At 70.8% G+C, this 14,324-nt stretch carries 18 protein-coding genes and 1 pseudogene; 15 read left to right on the forward strand and 4 right to left on the reverse strand.

The window, feature by feature from the left end:
- The 6 genes and pseudogenes from NX1_RS36930 to hisH form a co-directional block, all read left to right on the forward strand.
- Positions 1–556 (forward strand): annotated as a pseudogene (locus tag NX1_RS36930) (serine/threonine protein kinase); the annotation flags it as partial.
- A gap of 66 nt (positions 557–622) precedes the next feature.
- Positions 623–1,222 carry a maleylpyruvate isomerase family mycothiol-dependent enzyme gene (locus NX1_RS15665; protein ID WP_068059101.1) on the forward strand — a complete coding sequence of 200 codons (600 nt, stop codon included), beginning with the start codon at positions 623–625 and terminating at the stop codon, positions 1,220–1,222.
- A 296-nt stretch (positions 1,223–1,518) separates the two neighbouring features.
- Complete coding sequence (gene hisD, locus NX1_RS15670; RefSeq protein ID WP_068059103.1) at positions 1,519–2,856, forward strand: histidinol dehydrogenase; 1,338 nt, start codon at positions 1,519–1,521, stop codon at positions 2,854–2,856.
- Positions 2,853–3,986 carry a histidinol-phosphate transaminase gene (locus NX1_RS15675; protein WP_068059105.1) on the forward strand — a complete coding sequence of 378 codons (1,134 nt, stop codon included), beginning with the start codon at positions 2,853–2,855 and terminating at the stop codon, positions 3,984–3,986. The genes hisD and NX1_RS15675 overlap by 4 nt, the downstream gene beginning before the upstream one ends.
- 20 nt (positions 3,987–4,006) lie before the next feature.
- Positions 4,007–4,639, forward strand: coding sequence for an imidazoleglycerol-phosphate dehydratase HisB (gene hisB, locus NX1_RS15680; RefSeq protein ID WP_068059554.1), 633 nt, complete (start codon positions 4,007–4,009; stop codon positions 4,637–4,639).
- Positions 4,636–5,271, forward strand: a complete 636-nt coding sequence (gene hisH / locus NX1_RS15685; RefSeq protein ID WP_068059107.1) for an imidazole glycerol phosphate synthase subunit HisH — start codon at positions 4,636–4,638, stop codon at positions 5,269–5,271. Before hisB ends, hisH begins: the two co-directional genes overlap by 4 nt.
- Positions 5,272–5,308: 37 nt before the next feature.
- On the opposite strand, the gene NX1_RS35425 is transcribed toward hisH, so the two are convergent.
- Positions 5,309–5,827, reverse strand: coding sequence for a nuclear transport factor 2 family protein (locus tag NX1_RS35425; RefSeq protein WP_169812239.1), 519 nt, complete (start codon positions 5,825–5,827; stop codon positions 5,309–5,311).
- A 102-nt stretch (positions 5,828–5,929) separates the two neighbouring features.
- Here NX1_RS35425 and NX1_RS36285 point away from each other — a divergent pair, with 102 nt between their 5' ends.
- The 7 genes from NX1_RS36285 (at position 5,930) to hisI (ending at position 9,884) form a co-directional block, all read left to right on the forward strand.
- On the forward strand, positions 5,930–6,382 hold the full coding sequence (locus tag NX1_RS36285) for a MarR family winged helix-turn-helix transcriptional regulator (protein ID WP_068059109.1): 453 nt from the start codon (positions 5,930–5,932) through the stop codon (positions 6,380–6,382).
- 63 nt (positions 6,383–6,445) lie between these two features.
- On the forward strand, positions 6,446–7,177 hold the full coding sequence (gene priA, locus NX1_RS15700) for a bifunctional 1-(5-phosphoribosyl)-5-((5-phosphoribosylamino)methylideneamino)imidazole-4-carboxamide isomerase/phosphoribosylanthranilate isomerase PriA (protein ID WP_068059560.1): 732 nt from the start codon (positions 6,446–6,448) through the stop codon (positions 7,175–7,177).
- A gap of 11 nt (positions 7,178–7,188) precedes the next feature.
- On the forward strand, positions 7,189–8,016 hold the full coding sequence (locus NX1_RS15705) for an inositol monophosphatase family protein (RefSeq protein ID WP_068059111.1): 828 nt from the start codon (positions 7,189–7,191) through the stop codon (positions 8,014–8,016).
- Between the two features lie 4 nt (positions 8,017–8,020).
- Complete coding sequence (gene hisF, locus NX1_RS15710; RefSeq protein WP_068059113.1) at positions 8,021–8,794, forward strand: imidazole glycerol phosphate synthase subunit HisF; 774 nt, start codon at positions 8,021–8,023, stop codon at positions 8,792–8,794.
- Between the two features lie 189 nt (positions 8,795–8,983).
- Positions 8,984–9,133 (forward strand): hypothetical protein, encoded by a 150-nt coding sequence (locus tag NX1_RS37995; RefSeq protein WP_245668523.1) that lies wholly within the window; start codon positions 8,984–8,986, stop codon positions 9,131–9,133.
- Positions 9,134–9,154: 21 nt separating this feature from the next.
- Complete coding sequence (locus tag NX1_RS38000; RefSeq protein ID WP_068059115.1) at positions 9,155–9,532, forward strand: LLM class oxidoreductase; 378 nt, start codon at positions 9,155–9,157, stop codon at positions 9,530–9,532.
- Between the two features lie 7 nt (positions 9,533–9,539).
- Positions 9,540–9,884: a phosphoribosyl-AMP cyclohydrolase gene (hisI, locus tag NX1_RS15720; RefSeq protein ID WP_068059116.1), complete on the forward strand. Its 345-nt coding sequence runs from the start codon at positions 9,540–9,542 to the stop codon at positions 9,882–9,884.
- Between the two features lie 81 nt (positions 9,885–9,965).
- Here the strand turns inward: hisI and NX1_RS15725 are convergent, their stop codons facing one another.
- From NX1_RS15725 to NX1_RS15735, 3 genes are all read right to left on the reverse strand, one after another.
- Positions 9,966–10,406 carry a MarR family winged helix-turn-helix transcriptional regulator gene (locus NX1_RS15725; RefSeq protein WP_245668530.1) on the reverse strand — a complete coding sequence of 147 codons (441 nt, stop codon included), beginning with the start codon at positions 10,404–10,406 and terminating at the stop codon, positions 9,966–9,968.
- 201 nt (positions 10,407–10,607) lie between these two features.
- Positions 10,608–11,207 (reverse strand): permease, encoded by a 600-nt coding sequence (locus tag NX1_RS15730; RefSeq protein ID WP_068059121.1) that lies wholly within the window; start codon positions 11,205–11,207, stop codon positions 10,608–10,610.
- A gap of 97 nt (positions 11,208–11,304) precedes the next feature.
- The gene (locus tag NX1_RS15735) at positions 11,305–11,766 is read right to left on the reverse strand and encodes a peroxiredoxin (protein ID WP_068059122.1); all 462 of its coding nucleotides are present in this window, start codon (positions 11,764–11,766) and stop codon (positions 11,305–11,307) included.
- 111 nt (positions 11,767–11,877) lie between these two features.
- Between NX1_RS15735 and NX1_RS15740 the strand changes: the two genes are divergently transcribed.
- Together NX1_RS15740 and NX1_RS15745 are read left to right on the forward strand one after the other, a co-directional pair.
- On the forward strand, positions 11,878–13,440 hold the full coding sequence (locus NX1_RS15740) for an anthranilate synthase component I (RefSeq protein WP_068059124.1): 1,563 nt from the start codon (positions 11,878–11,880) through the stop codon (positions 13,438–13,440).
- Positions 13,437–14,264, forward strand: coding sequence for a TIGR02234 family membrane protein (locus tag NX1_RS15745; RefSeq protein WP_068059127.1), 828 nt, complete (start codon positions 13,437–13,439; stop codon positions 14,262–14,264). Before NX1_RS15740 ends, NX1_RS15745 begins: the two co-directional genes overlap by 4 nt.
- Positions 14,265–14,324 lie beyond the last annotated feature (60 nt).

A 14,324-nucleotide genomic window follows, 5' to 3' on the forward strand; every position in this document is an offset into this window, starting at 1 on the left:
CACTGCCGCGCACCCGAGGACCGCGGCCCAGCCGCGTCCGGCGTCCGCCTCGGGCGGCAAGCGTCGCGCGGTGCTCATCGGCGGCGTCGTCGGCGCGGTGGTCGCGGTGGCCGCGCTGCTGATCGGCAGCCTGAACCAGTCGGACTCGAATTCGCCGTCGGCGCAGGCGACTCCGCCGTCGGCGAGCGCCACGGCCACCGGAGGGGCCACCACCACGGCCCCGGCGCTGGGCCGCACGCCGAGCGCGGGCACCGTCGAATGGGGACCGGCCGGTCAGCTGATCGTGAACTTCTACAACAACCCGAGCGGGTCGTGGTCGCTGCTCACCCCGGCGGCGCAGAAGGCCTACGGCGGAGAACAGGCGTTCCGCGAGTACTGGGGTTCGCGCATCGTCGATACGTTCTCCGGCATCAACGCCGCCACCGGGTCCAACAACCCCGACGGCTCGGTGGACATGCGGCTGGCCAATCTCACGGTGGAGGGCGAGTCCAAGCAGCTGGTGCTGCGGGTCGTCGACAGCGGAGGGCGCCTGCAGATCGACAGCGAAACCCGCTGATCGCATGCGCTCGTCCGGCGTCGCCGCCATCTGGGCATTCGCTGTTGCCGCCGTTAGTCTTTCGGCATGGACATCAGGGGGATGCTGGCCGCCGAACGCGCCGAGCTCGTCGAGTTGCTGCGCGACCTGAGCGCGCAGGACTGGGAGACGCCGTCGCTGTGCGCGGGGTGGTCGGTCCGTGACGTGGTCGGGCATCTGCTGTACGACACGATCGCCCCGCTGACCTACGGGGGCGTCGTGGTGCGGTGCGGGTTCTCCATCGATCGGGTGAACGGCCGGTTGGTCGAGAAGGCGCGGGGGCTGTCCACCGACCGCCTGATCGACATGTTCGAGAATGCCGCCGGGACGCTGTCCCGATTCGATCCCGCTCTGGTGCTGGCCGATCTGTTCGTGCACCAGCAAGACATTCGCCGCCCGCTGGGCCGTCCCCGCACGATCCCGTCCGACCGGCTGCGTCGCGCGCTCGAGCATCCCGACCCGTTCGCCCGCCCTGGCCGCCGCAGCAAGGGGCTGCGGCTGGTGGCCACGGATCTGGATTGGGCCACCGGCAGCGGGCCGGAGGTGCGCGGCAGCGCCGAGGCGCTCGCGCTCGCCGTCGTCGGACGCACCTCGGTGCTCGACGAACTCGAAGGAGAGGGACTCGCCGAACTGCGCCGGCGCGGCTGACGCGGATCGACCCCGAATCCCGCCACCCACCGCTCGGCTCGGCGACCCAGGTCTTTCGCAGCGCTGCACCGCCGCACTGGACGAGACTGGCAGCACCCTCCGGAGGGCCTTGGGAGAAAATCGGAGGACGGCGCGCGCTGGGGCGGGATTTCGACCTCGTCTACCGCCGATTCCGGTGAATTCTGCGCCTCGGCCGAGGCGCGGGCTGGCGACGGACAGGCGTCCGGCGGCGTCCACTAGGCTGGTAGCGGCAACTTTCCTGTTGTGACCAGCCGGAGACAAGGATCGACACCGACATGACATCCCGCATCGAGCTCGCCCGCGTCGATTTGCGCGGTCGTACTCCTTCCGCTGCCGAGCTGCGCTCCGCGCTGCCGCGCGGGGGAGTCGACGTGGACTCGGTGTTGCATCAGGTGCGACCGGTGGTCGAGGCGGTCAGGGAGCACGGTGTCTCGGCGGCGCTGGAGTTCGGCGAGCGGTTCGACGGTGTGATTCCCGCGACCGTGCGCGTCCCCGCCGCCGAACTGGTCAAGGCGCTCGACGAGCTCGACCCCGCGGTGCGCGCCGCGCTGGAGGAGTCGATCGCGCGTGCCCGCGCGGTGCACGCCGATCAGCGCCGCACCGACACCACCACCCAGGTGGTGCCCGGCGGCACGGTCACCGAACGCTGGGTGCCGGTGGAGCGGGTCGGGCTGTACGTGCCCGGCGGCAATGCCGTCTACCCGTCCAGCGTGGTGATGAACGTGGTGCCCGCCCAGACCGCGGGCGTCGGCTCGCTGGTGGTGGCCTCGCCGCCGCAGGCCCAGTTCGGCGGCCTGCCGCACCCGACCATCCTGGCGGCCGCGCAACTGCTCGGCGTCGAGGAGGTGTGGGCGGTCGGCGGCGCGCAGGCCGTGGCGCTGCTCACCTACGGCGGCGTCGACACCGACGGTGCGGAGCTCGAGCCGGTCGACCTGATCACCGGTCCCGGCAACATCTACGTCACCGCGGCCAAGCGGCTGTGCCGCGGCCTGGTCGGCATCGACGCCGAGGCGGGCCCCACCGAGATCGCCATCCTGGCCGACGCCACCGCCGATCCGGCGCACGTGGCGGCCGACCTGATCAGCCAGGCCGAGCACGACGTGCTCGCGGCCAGCGTGCTCGTCACCGACAGCGCCGAGCTGGCCGACGCGGTGGACGCCGCGCTGAGCGCCCAGATGACGGTGGTCAAGCACGCGCACCGGGTGCGAGAGGCGTTGACCGGCAAGCAGTCCGGCACCGTCCTCGTCGACGACATCGAGCAGGGCCTGCGCGTGGTGAACACCTACGCGGCCGAGCACCTGGAGATCCAGACCGCCGACGCGGTCGCGGTCGCGGGCCGGGTGCGCAGCGCGGGCGCGGTGTTCGTCGGGCCGTACGCGCCGGTCAGCCTGGGCGACTACTGCGCGGGTTCCAATCACGTGCTGCCCACCGCGGGCTGCGCGCGCCACTCCTCCGGACTGAGCGTGCAGACCTTCCTGCGCGGCATCCACGTCGTCGAGTACACCGAGGCGGCGCTGAAGGATGTGGCCGGGCACGTGGTCGCGCTCGCCAACGCCGAGGATCTGCCCGCGCACGGCCAGGCCGTCACGGTGCGATTCGAGACGCTGTCATGACCGGTCAGCTCACCGCGCCCGGGTCGGCCATCGGCCTGGACGACCTGCCGCTGCGCGAGAACCTGCGCGGCAAGAAGCCTTACGGCGCACCGCAATTGACCGTTCCGGTGCAGCTGAACACGAACGAGAACCCGCACCCGCCGAGCCGCGCGCTCGTCGACGACGTCGCCGAGTCCATCCGGGCCGCGGCCGCCGACCTGCACCGCTACCCGGACCGCGACGCGGTGGCGTTGCGCACCGACCTGGCGGCCTACCTCACCCGGCAGACCGGGGTCGCGGTCGCGGCCGCGAACGTCTGGGCCGCCAACGGTTCCAACGAGATCCTGCAGCAGCTGCTCCAGGCCTTCGGCGGACCCGGCCGCAGCGCATTGGGTTTCGTGCCCTCCTACTCGATGCACCCGATCATCTCCGAGGGCATCGACACCCAGTGGGTCGAGGCCAAGCGGAACGCCGATTTCTCGCTCGACATCGACTACGCGCTGGCCGCCATCGCCGAACGGAAGCCGGACGTGGTCTTCGTGACCAGCCCGAACAACCCCACCGGACACAGCATTCCGCAGGACGACCTGGTCCGGATCCTCGACGCGGCGCCCGGCATCGTGGTGGTCGACGAGGCGTACGGCGAATTCTCGGCGGCGCCGAGCGCGATCGCCCTCATCGACCGGTTCCCGGCCAAGCTGGTCGTGAGCCGCACCATGAGCAAGGCGTTCGCCTTCGCGGGCGGCCGCCTCGGCTACCTGGTCGCCGCGCCCGCGGTGATCGACGCCATGCTGCTGGTGCGGCTGCCCTACCACCTGTCGGTGGTCACCCAGGCCGCCGCGCGCGCGGCCCTGCGGCACGCGGACGAAACCCTCGGCAGCGTCGCGGAATTGGCTGGCCAGCGCGAGCGGGTCGCGGCCGCGCTGCGCGAGATGGGCTTCGACGTGGTTCCGAGCGACGCCAACTTCGTGCTGTTCGGCCGGTTCGCCGACGCCGCGCGCGCGTGGCAGCGGTACCTGGACCGCGGCGTGCTCATCCGCGATGTCGGCATTCCCGGCTACCTGCGCGCGACCATCGGCCTCGCCGCCGAGAACGACGAGTTCCTGCGCGTCAGCACGGAATTGGCCGGCACCGAGCTCACGCCCCGATGAACCCCGTGGAGGAAGCACCGATGAACAGGACCGCGCGGGTCGAGCGCATCACCAAGGAATCCAGCATCGTCGTCGAATTGGATCTGGACGGCACCGGCAAGACCGAGATATCCACCGGCGTCCCGTTCTACGACCACATGCTCACCGCGCTCGGCGCGCACGCCAGTTTCGACCTGACCGTGCGCGCCGAGGGCGACGTCGAGATCGAGGCGCACCACACGGTGGAGGACACCGCGATCGTGTTCGGGCAGGCGCTCGGCAAGGCGCTGGGCGACAAGTCCGGCATCCGGCGCTTCGGCGACGCCTTCATCCCGATGGACGAGACCCTCGCGCACGCGGCGGTCGACGTGTCAGGGCGGCCGTACTGCGTGCACACCGGCGAACCGGAACACCTGCTGCACGCCGTGATCCCCGGCAGCCCCGTGCGCGGCCGCTCCGAGCCGGGCGCGCCGTACTCGACCGTGCTCAACCGGCACGTCTTCGAATCGATCGCGCTCAACGCCCGCATCGCGCTGCACGTGCGGGTGCTCTACGGCCGCGACCAGCACCACGTCACCGAGGCCGAGTTCAAGGCCGTGGCGCGGGCGCTGCGGGCGGCCGTCGAACTCGACCCCAGGGTGAGCGGCGTGCCGTCGACGAAGGGAACTCTGTGACAACGAAATCCGTCGCCCTGCTCGACTACGGCTCCGGCAACCTGCACTCCGCGGAGCGGGCGCTCGTCAGGGCGGGTGCGCGCGTCGAGGTGACCGCCGACCCGCAGATCGCGCTGGCCGCCGACGGTCTCGTCGTGCCCGGCGTCGGCGCGTTCGCGGCGTGTATGGCGGGGCTGCGCGAGGTGCGCGGCGAGCGCATCATCGGCCAGCGTCTCGCGGGAGGCCGTCCGGTGCTCGGCATCTGCGTCGGTATGCAGATCCTGTTCGAGCGCGGCGTGGAATTCGGCGTGGAGACCGAAGGGTGCGCCGAATGGCCCGGCGTGGTGGAGCGGTTGTCCGCTCCGGTGCTGCCGCACATGGGCTGGAACACCGTGTCGGCCCCGTCCGACAGCGTGCTGTTCAAGGGCATGGACGCCGACACCCGGTTCTACTTCGTGCACTCCTACGCTGCCCAAACTTGGGATCTCCCGCCTAGCGAGCACTTCGCCTCCCCGAAGCTCACCTGGGCCGAGCACGGCGTCCCGTTCCTCGCCGCCGTCGAGAACGGCGCCCTCGCCGCCACCCAGTTCCACCCGGAGAAGTCCGGCGACGCGGGCGCCCACCTCCTGCGCAACTGGATCGACTCCCTCTGACCCGCGGCGCGCCCCTCCGGCTGCGCGGGGCTCGCGACTAGAAACGGGTGCCGATCGTCCACTGCGGGGTGCTCCGCACCCGGGAGAGGCGCCAGCCGTCGGCTGTGCGCACGGCGTCGAACTGGTAGATCTCGCCGAGTGTGTACTTCGGCTCGGTGAGCGCGCCCTCGGCCGCCGGGGCGAAGGTGGCCAGCAGGTTGGCGCGCACGGCGGCGGTGTCGCCGTGCAGGTCGACGATCACGTTGCTGATGAAGTGCTGGATCTTCTTGTCGGCGGAGTGACTTCGCCCGGCTTGCGCGATCATCGCGTCGACGCCCTGTGCGGTGCCGCCTGGCGTGGTGGCGCTGGCGTCGGCGGTGTAGAGGTTCCGGAAGTCCTCGAAGGTCCCTTCGTCCAGGGTGCGGCCCAGGCGGTCGACCAGCGTGGTGATCTGGTTGCGGTCCAACAGTTCCCGGATCTCGCGCCGCTCGGCGCCGGCGGACGAAGCGGACGAGCAGGCGGCGGGCGCCGCGATCGACAGCAGAACGAGCGGGAGGGCGAGGCGAATCTTCTTCACGGTGACGGTCTTTCGAGCTATATGTTGGTTGGTCCAACGTTGGTGAATCCAACGGTAGCAAAATGTGGGTCGCGCCAACAAGTGGGTTGCTAGATTGGTGCCATGGAGATCGCGCACGACGGCGTCGCGGGCAGGCTGCGCACGCTGCCCACCCGGCTGATCAACCAGGTGGCCCTGGTGGCCGACCGGGCGACGGAACGGGCACTCGAGGACACCGGATCGCGCAGGCATCACTACGCCCTGCTCGCCACGTTGCGCGAGTTCGGTCCCGCGAGCCAGGCCGATCTCGGCCGCCGCACCCGAATCGACCGCAGCGACATCGTCGCGGCCCTCAACGACCTGGCCGACCGCGGTTTCGTGGAACGCAGCCCCGACCCGGGCGATCGCCGCCGCAATATCGTCACCCTCACCCGTCCCGGCGCGCGCCACCTCGACGACCTCGACGCGCGCCTCGACACCGCCCAGGACGAGTTGCTGACCGCGCTCTCCGCCGCCGAGCGCCGGCAGTTGGTCGGTCTGCTCACCCGCATACTGGCCGATCACTCGCGCTCCTGACCCGCGCCGCGTTTCCGCAGGCCGCAGGTGGGGCGCGGGGAGCGGGCGACTATGCTGCTCGGAGTGAGTCTTGTGCTGCTACCTGCCGTCGATGTCGCCAATGGAGAGGCTGTGCGCCTGGTACAGGGGGAGGCGGGCAGCGAGACCAGCTACGGCTCGCCGCGCGACGCCGCGCTGGCCTGGCAGCAGGCGGGCGCCGAATGGGTGCACCTGGTCGATCTGGACGCGGCGTTCGGCCGTGGCTCCAACCGTGAACTGCTCGCCGGGGTGGTCGGCGAGCTCGACGTGCAGGTCGAGCTGTCCGGCGGCATCCGCGACGACGCCTCGCTCGAGGCGGCGCTGGCCACCGGCTGCGCCCGCGTCAACCTCGGCACCGCTGCGCTGGAGGACCCGGTGTGGTGCGCCCGCGCCATCGCCAAGCACGGCGAGCGCATCGCGGTCGGCCTCGACGTGCGCATCATCGACGGCGAGCACCGGCTGCGCGGCCGCGGCTGGGTGAGCGACGGCGGCGACCTGTGGGAGGTGCTCGAGCGCCTGGAGCGGGACGGTTGCTCGCGCTACGTGGTCACCGACGTCACCAAGGACGGCACGCTGACCGGCCCGAACCTGGACCTGCTCCGGGACGTGTGCGCGGCCACCGACGCGCCGGTGATCGCCTCGGGCGGCGTGTCCACCGTCGAGGACCTGGTCGCCATCTCCGGGCTGGTGCCCGAGGGCGTCGAGGGCGCGATCGTCGGGAAGGCGCTGTACGCGGGCCGGTTCACCCTGCCCGAGGCGCTGGCCGCGGTGCGCTGATACGAAAACCGATGGCTGCCAACCCGATCGCGGAGCTTCCCGAGCTGCTCGCCATCGCGAGCGAGATCCTCGATAACGCCAGTGCGCGTTTCGTCGAGGGTCTCGGCGCGCCGAGCGCTGTCACCAAGGGCCGTAACGACTTCGCCACCGAACTCGACCTGGAGCTGGAACGCACCGTCTCCGATGGCCTCGCCCGGCGCACCGGAATCGAGGTGCACGGTGAGGAATTCGGCGGTCCGCAGCTCACCTCCGGCACGGCGTGGGTGCTCGACCCGATCGACGGCACCTTCAACTACTCCTCGGGTCATCCGCTCTCCGGCATGCTGCTCGCGCTGGTGCGCGACGGCGAACCGGTGCTCGGGCTGACCTGGTTGCCGATCCTCGGCCAGCGCTACGCCGCGGTGCGCGGCGGGCCGGTGCTGCTCAACGGCAAACCGCTGGCTCCGCTGCCGCCCGCGAAACTGGCCGACTCGATGATCGGTTTCGGCGCGTTCAACGTCGATTCCGACGGCCGTATCCCGGGCCGCTTCCGTTTCGATCTGCTCGGTCCGCTGAGCAGGCTCTCCTCCCGGGTGCGGATGCACGGGTCCACCGGCATCGACCTGGCCTTCACCGCCGCGGGAGTGCTCGGCGGCGCGATCGTGTTCGGCCACCATCCGTGGGACAACGCGGCGGGCGTCGCGCTGGTCCGCGCGGCGGGCGGCGTGGTGACCGACCTGGCGGGCGAGCCGTGGACCATCACCTCCGGGTCGGTGCTGGCGGCCGCGCCGGGGGTGCACGAAGAACTGCTCGAGATGATCTGCACGGTCGCCGATCCGCCGACCGCCGAAGAAGGGTGAGCCGATGACGTTGGCCGTACGCGTGATTCCGTGTCTCGACGTGGACGCGGGCCGGGTGGTCAAGGGCGTCAACTTCGAGAACCTGCGCGACGCGGGCGATCCCGTCGAACTGGCGGCGACCTATGACGCCCAGGGCGCCGACGAACTGACCTTCTTGGACGTCACCGCCTCCACCGGCGACCGCGGCACCATGATCGACGTGGTGACCCGCACCGCCGAGCAGATCTTCATCCCGCTGACCGTCGGCGGCGGGGTGCGCACCGTCGAGGACGTGGACCGGCTGCTGCGCGCGGGCGCGGACAAGGTCTCGGTGAACACCGCGGCGATCGCCCGCCCCGAGGTGCTGCGGGAGATGTCGGAGCGATTCGGTTCGCAGTGCATCGTGCTCTCGGTGGACGCGAGGACCGTGCCAGACGGCCAGCCGGACACCGCCTCCGGCTGGGAGGTCACCACGCACGGCGGCAAGCGCGGCACCGGCATCGACGCCATCGAGTGGGCCGTTCGCGGCGCCGAATTGGGGGTCGGTGAGATCCTGTTGAACTCGATGGACGCCGACGGCACCAAGACCGGTTTCGACCTGCCGATGATCCGCGCGGTCCGGGCGGCCGTCTCGGTGCCCGTCATCGCCAGCGGTGGAGCGGGGGCCGTCGAGCACTTCGCCCCCGCGGTCCAGGCGGGCGCCGACGCCGTGCTCGCGGCGAGCGTCTTCCACTTCGGTGATCTCACCATCGGCCAGGTCAAGGACTCCATGCGCGCGGAGAACATCGTCGTCCGCTGATCCGCCGCCACGCCGGACGGGAGCTGGGGGGAATCGGTCGTGCCGGAATCCGCTCACGGTCGCGCGGGTTGGCCGTGCCATGAGCATCGGTGTGGCATTGGGTCCTTCCGCGCTCGACACGAGCGAGAACGCGGTGGACACGGCGGTGGAGTTCGGGCGACGGGCGGCCGCTGCCGGATTGGATTCGCTGTGGTTCGGGCAGCAGTTCAGTCACGACCGTTCTCCGCCGCGGTAGCGGGCGCGTCGCCGGTGCCGGTGCTGGTCGCCGCGATGGGACCGCAGGCGCTGCGCGTCACCGGCGAATTGGCCGACGGCACATTGCCGTTCCTGGTCGGATAGCGGGCGCTCGGCGAACACATCGTGGAGCCGCTCACCGCGGCCGCCGAGCGCGCGGGCAGGCCGCGGCCCCGGATCGCCGTCCTGGTTCCCGGTGTGGTGACCGCCGATACCGAGGGCGCTCGCGCGAAGGCCGTGGCGCACACCGCCTTCTACGACGACATTCCGTCCTACCGGCGGATCGTCGAGCTCTCAGGGGCGCGGCGCGCGGCGGAGTTGGTCGTCATCGGGGACGAGGCCGTGATCGCCGCGCGCGTCGCGGAGTACTTCGACGCGGGCGCGACCGATGTGATCTTCACCCAGACGGATCTGACCACGCCGGAGGACCAGCGGCGTACCTGGGAGGTCCTCGGAGCGCTGCGCCGCAGTCGCCGGACCGACGCCGCGACGGCCCTGTTATAACGGTGACATGACACTCGACCCCGCCATCGCCGCCCGCCTCAAGCGCAACGACGCGGGTCTGGTGGCCGCCGTCGCGCAGGAACGCGGCACCGGCGATGTGCTGATGGTCGCCTGGATGGACGACGAAGCACTGGCCCGCACGCTGGAATCCCGTAAGGCCACCTACTATTCGCGCTCGCGGCAGCAGTACTGGGTCAAGGGCGAGACCTCCGGCCACACCCAGTACGTGCACGAGGTTCGGCTGGACTGCGACGGCGACACCGTGCTGCTCGTCGTTGACCAGGAGGGCGCGGCGTGCCACACCGGCACGCACACCTGCTTCGATTCCGACCTGCTGCTAGGCGAAGCCTGATCGGAGGCGGTCCGTCGAAAGATCGCGCATGGCCGCGGCGGAGGCGGAGTTACGCCGTGATCGGCGCGGCGGGAAGCGCTGTCAGTCGCTGGACCGGTCGCCCCGCTCGGCGCTGGGCGCGAGCTTGCCGACCGCCTCGGGGAGGCGCTGGGCGAGGATCTCGCTGAGGTCGGCGAGCTGAGCCTTCTGGGCGTCGTCCAGTTCGTCGAACACCAAGCGCCGCACCGCGTCCAGGTATCCCGGCGCCGCCTCGACGACCTTGAGGTAACCGTCGTCGGTGAGCACGGCCTGCACGCCGCGCCGCCCCACCGTCGCCGAGCGCTGCGCCCAGCCCAGCCGCTCCAATTTCGACACCACATGCGACAAGCGTGATAGCGAAGCGTTTGCTTTGTGTGCAAGATCACTCATTTGAAGACGATGCCCCGGTTCCTCGGAAAGCAAGGTCAATACCCAGTATTCGAAATGAGTGACCCCGGATTCACGCTGCAATTGGGTATCCAAGGCGCTCGGCAGCCGTGTCATCAGCGCCACGACCGCGCGCCACGCCCGTTGTTCCACGGGATCCAGCCACTTCGTCACTATGCGCCTTCTTTCGAGCCAAGTGACGTGGGTAGTTAGTGAGCCTATCGATCAGTGAAAAGCAAATTCACAGTCACTCGCGTGCAACGAGTTTGCCACGACTTCGCTCGACGGTCATAGGGATCCTCGATGACGTGAGTTCATTCACAAATGGTCGTGAGGTCTCGATGTGGGGCCCGGCGTGCCGGGTGCAGGCGCAGCCGTGGCCGGCGGCGCGGAGGCGCTCTGCTTGGCGGCTTTCTTGCGGCGCATCTGCCCGCGCACGACGAAGAAGACGACACCCGAGAACACCAGCGCCGCGACGATCGCGCCCGCGAGACAGGCGCCCCGGAACGCGGGCGCGTCCACGTCGAGGACGCGCTCGCCCGCGTGGGCGGCGCTGCTGTTGCCGAGCACGATGGACAGCGTCATCAGATTCGGTATCGACACCAGCACGGCGAGCACCACCGCGGCGCCCGCCAGGAACTTACCTGCTCGTCGGCGCCACATCAGCACCGCGAAAAGCAGCAGCAACAGCGGAACGATCGTGCACACTGCGCCGAAGAGGAATCCCCAGCCGATGCCTTTGCTGAAGCTGCCGCTGACCATTTCGGCGACGCGTTGCGCCCACCAGCGCGGAATGAATGCGGCCAGGATGAGATAGGTGACGACGAGGACCACGACGAGCACCACGCCGCCGATGATCCGATTACGCCAGACTGTCGCGCTGGATTTGCCGTCCGGCCGAACCTCGCTCGAAGTCATGGTTTCAGCGTAGGTCGGCCGGACGGTCTCCGTACCGCAGTGCGGTCGGCGTTTCGCCTCGTCAGCGCTGCGCGACGGGGCGATGGGGGAGGCTCGCTCAGCGAACCCGTTCGCGTAGGAAGCCCAACGCCTCGTCGGCGTGCGCGTTCGCCCGCAACTCGCTGGAGATCACCGCGAGCACGGTGCGGTCGGTGTCGATGACGAAGGTCTGCCGCTTCACCGGCGCGAGCTTGCCGAGCAGGCCGCGCTTGACGCCGAACTGCGCGGCGACCGTGCCGTCGCCGTCGGAGAGCAGCGGATAGCCGAGGCCCTGTTTGGCGGCGAAGCCCGCCTGGGTGTCCACCGCGTCGGTGCTGATGCCGACGCAGGAGGCGCCGAGCGCGGCGAACTCGGCGGACAGATCCCGGAAATGACACGCCTCGGCGGTGCATATCGGGGTGTTCGCGGCCGGATAGAAGAACAGCACCAGCGGTCCGTCTGCGAGCAACTCGTCGAGGGAGCGGCGGGTGCCGGACTGGTCGGGGAGCTCGAATTGCGGGGCGAGCTGGCCTTTCTGCATGAAAGGAACAGTACCGCCATCGGCGACCGGCCGTTCCCGCGCCGACACGCCATGGGCCGGCTTGCACCGGGTCGAGCGAAGCCCGGGCATCCGCCCTGGGATGATGGAGTCATGCCTGGCGCGTCCACTCCCACCACCACGACCCGCGAACAGTTCCACCTGCTCGCCGCGGAGCACCGGGTGGTCCCCGTGACCCGAAAGGTGCTGGCGGACTCCGAAACTCCGCTGTCGGCCTATCGCAAGCTGGCCGCCGATCGGGCGGGCACCTTCCTGTTCGAGTCCGCCGAGAACGGACGGTCCTGGTCGCGCTGGTCGTTCATCGGCGCGGGTAGCCCGTCGGCGCTGACCGTGGTCGACGGCGAGGCGGCGTGGCTCGGCCACATCCCCGTCGACGCTCCGTCGGGCGGCGATCCACTGGTCGCGCTGCGCGAGACGCTGCAGCTGCTGCAGACCGAGCGGCTGCCGGGTCTGCCACCGCTCACCGGCGGCATGGTCGGTTACCTCGGCTACGACGCGGTCCGCCGGATCGAGCGGCTGCCCTCCCTGGCCACCGACGATCTCCAGCTGCCCGAGATGGTGTTGCTGCTGGCCACCGACCTGGCCGCCTTCGATCACCACGAGGGCGCCATCACGCTGATCGCCAACGCGGTGAACTGGAACGGCACGGCCGACCGCGTCGACGACGCCTACGACGACGCGGTCGCCCGCCTGGACCGGATGACCGAGGCGCTCGCGGCTCCCGCCCCGTCCACCGTCTCCGTGTTCGACCAGCCCGAGCCGCAGTACCGCAGGCAGCGCACCTCCGACGAGTTCGGCGCGGGCGTGCGCAGGCTGGTCAAGGAGATCGAGGCGGGCGAGGCGTTCCAGGTCGTGCTCTCCCAGCGATTCGAGATGGACTATCGCGGCGAGGCGCTGGACCTGTACCGGATGCTGCGCGCCTCCAACCCGAGCCCGTACATGTACCTGATCCACGTCCCCGACGGCGAGGGCGGCACGGCCTTCTCGATCGTCGGCTCCAGCCCGGAATCGCTGGTGACCGTGAAGGAGGGCGTGGCGACCACGCATCCGATTGCGGGCACCCGCTGGCGCGGTACCACCGAGGAGGACGACCTGCTGCTCGAGAAGGGTCTGCTGGCCGACGAGAAGGAGAACGCCGAGCACCTGATGCTCGTCGACCTCGGCCGCAACGATCTCGGGCGGGTCTGCCAGCCGGGCACGGTGCGCGTCACCGAGTACCGGCACATCGAGCGCTACAGCCACGTCATGCACCTGGTGTCCACCGTGTCGGGACGGCTGAAGCCGGGCAAGGTGGCTCTCGACGCGGTGAGCGCGTGCTTCCCCGCTGGCACCCTCTCCGGCGCGCCGAAGGTTCGCGCGATGGAGCTCATCGAGGAACTCGAGCCGACCAGGCGCGGCGTCTACGGCGGCGTAGTCGGCTACCTCGACTTCGCGGGCGACGCCGACACCGCGATCGCGATTCGCACCGCACTGCTCAAGGACGGCATCGCCTACGTCCAGGCGGGCGCGGGCGTGGTCGCCGATTCCGATCCGGACTACGAGGACGTGGAATCGCGCAACAAGGCGATGGCGGTGCTGAAGGCCGTCGCCGCCGCCCAGACCGTGCGCGCCTACGGCGCCGACCTACCGGCGAACGAGGACGGCGACGTCCGATGACCGGCGCGGAACCGGAACGAGATCCGCGCGCCTCGGCCGAGACCGGCGAGTCCCCGGCGGCCGAGGCGGTCGCGCCCGCCCGCCGCGCCGAGGGGCGCAGGTATCCGATCGGGGCCATCGTGCTGCTGGCACTCGCCGCGGCGCTGATGTGGGGCTCGTCGCGGCTCACCTGGGTGACGGTGTCGTCCTCGGACGGGCTCACCGAACCGCGCACCGACGAACTGAACGGCGGCGTCTGGTTCGGCGCGCTCACCCCGCTGGCGCTGGTGCTGCTCGCGGCGATCGCCGCGCTGCTGGCCACCAGGGGGTGGCTGCGGCGTCTGGTCGGCGTGCTCGTCGCGCTCGTCGCGGCGGTGACCGCGGTGCCCGCCTTCGCGCTGCTCACCGGTCAAGGCGCGACGAAGGAACGCGCCGCCGCGCTGGCCGAGCTGCCCGGCCGCGCCACGGTCACCGAGGTGACCACCGCGCCGCTACCCGCGGTCCTCACGCTGGCCGCGGCGCTCGCGGCGTTCGCCGCGGGTGTGCTGCTCGCGCGGATGCCGGAGGAATCGGGCAGGCTCTCCGGCAAGTACGAGAGCCCGGTGGTGCGCCGCGAGGCCGCCACGGAGGAAGTGACCAAGCAGCGCGCCGCGGACACCTCGGGTCAGCTCTCGGGGCGCGTGCTGTGGGACGCGCTGGACGCGGGCACCGACCCGACCGACGACACGCCGGGCGCGCGCGCGAATTCGCGCAACGGTTCCGAGCAGGCTCCGCGCGACCGAGCCGAGCCCGGCTCCGCGGAGCCGAACTCACACGACCGTGCGGTCGACGGCGGTGCGGGCTGACGTGACCGCCCACAGCGCGCCCGATGGGTTCCCCGCGTGGCGCGACCGCCGGACGGCCGC

The organism is Nocardia xishanensis NBRC 101358, assembly GCF_001613365.1.
In the GTDB taxonomy this organism is placed as follows: Bacteria; Actinomycetota; Actinomycetes; order Mycobacteriales; family Mycobacteriaceae; genus Nocardia; species Nocardia xishanensis.

What these genes read in the sequence shown, in the direction of transcription:
- NX1_RS15745 (WP_068059127.1), top strand. Translation starts at nt 13,437, where the DNA reads ATGACCGGCGCGGAACCGGAACGAGATCCGCGCGCCTCGGCCGAGACC.
- hisI (WP_068059116.1), top strand. Translation starts at nt 9,540, where the DNA reads ATGACACTCGACCCCGCCATCGCCGCCCGCCTCAAGCGCAACGACGCG.
- NX1_RS15675 (WP_068059105.1), top strand. Translation starts at nt 2,853, where the DNA reads ATGACCGGTCAGCTCACCGCGCCCGGGTCGGCCATCGGCCTGGACGAC.
- NX1_RS15665 (WP_068059101.1), top strand. Translation starts at nt 623, where the DNA reads ATGGACATCAGGGGGATGCTGGCCGCCGAACGCGCCGAGCTCGTCGAG.
- NX1_RS36285 (WP_068059109.1), top strand. Translation starts at nt 5,930, where the DNA reads ATGGAGATCGCGCACGACGGCGTCGCGGGCAGGCTGCGCACGCTGCCC.
- hisF (WP_068059113.1), top strand. Translation starts at nt 8,021, where the DNA reads ATGACGTTGGCCGTACGCGTGATTCCGTGTCTCGACGTGGACGCGGGC.
- NX1_RS15730 (WP_068059121.1), bottom strand. Translation starts at nt 11,207, where the DNA reads ATGACTTCGAGCGAGGTTCGGCCGGACGGCAAATCCAGCGCGACAGTC.
- NX1_RS15735 (WP_068059122.1), bottom strand. Translation starts at nt 11,766, where the DNA reads ATGCAGAAAGGCCAGCTCGCCCCGCAATTCGAGCTCCCCGACCAGTCC.
- hisB (WP_068059554.1), top strand. Translation starts at nt 4,007, where the DNA reads ATGAACAGGACCGCGCGGGTCGAGCGCATCACCAAGGAATCCAGCATC.
- NX1_RS15725 (WP_245668530.1), bottom strand. Translation starts at nt 10,406, where the DNA reads ATGACACGGCTGCCGAGCGCCTTGGATACCCAATTGCAGCGTGAATCC.
- hisD (WP_068059103.1), top strand. Translation starts at nt 1,519, where the DNA reads ATGACATCCCGCATCGAGCTCGCCCGCGTCGATTTGCGCGGTCGTACT.
- NX1_RS15740 (WP_068059124.1), top strand. Translation starts at nt 11,878, where the DNA reads ATGCCTGGCGCGTCCACTCCCACCACCACGACCCGCGAACAGTTCCAC.
- NX1_RS15705 (WP_068059111.1), top strand. Translation starts at nt 7,189, where the DNA reads ATGGCTGCCAACCCGATCGCGGAGCTTCCCGAGCTGCTCGCCATCGCG.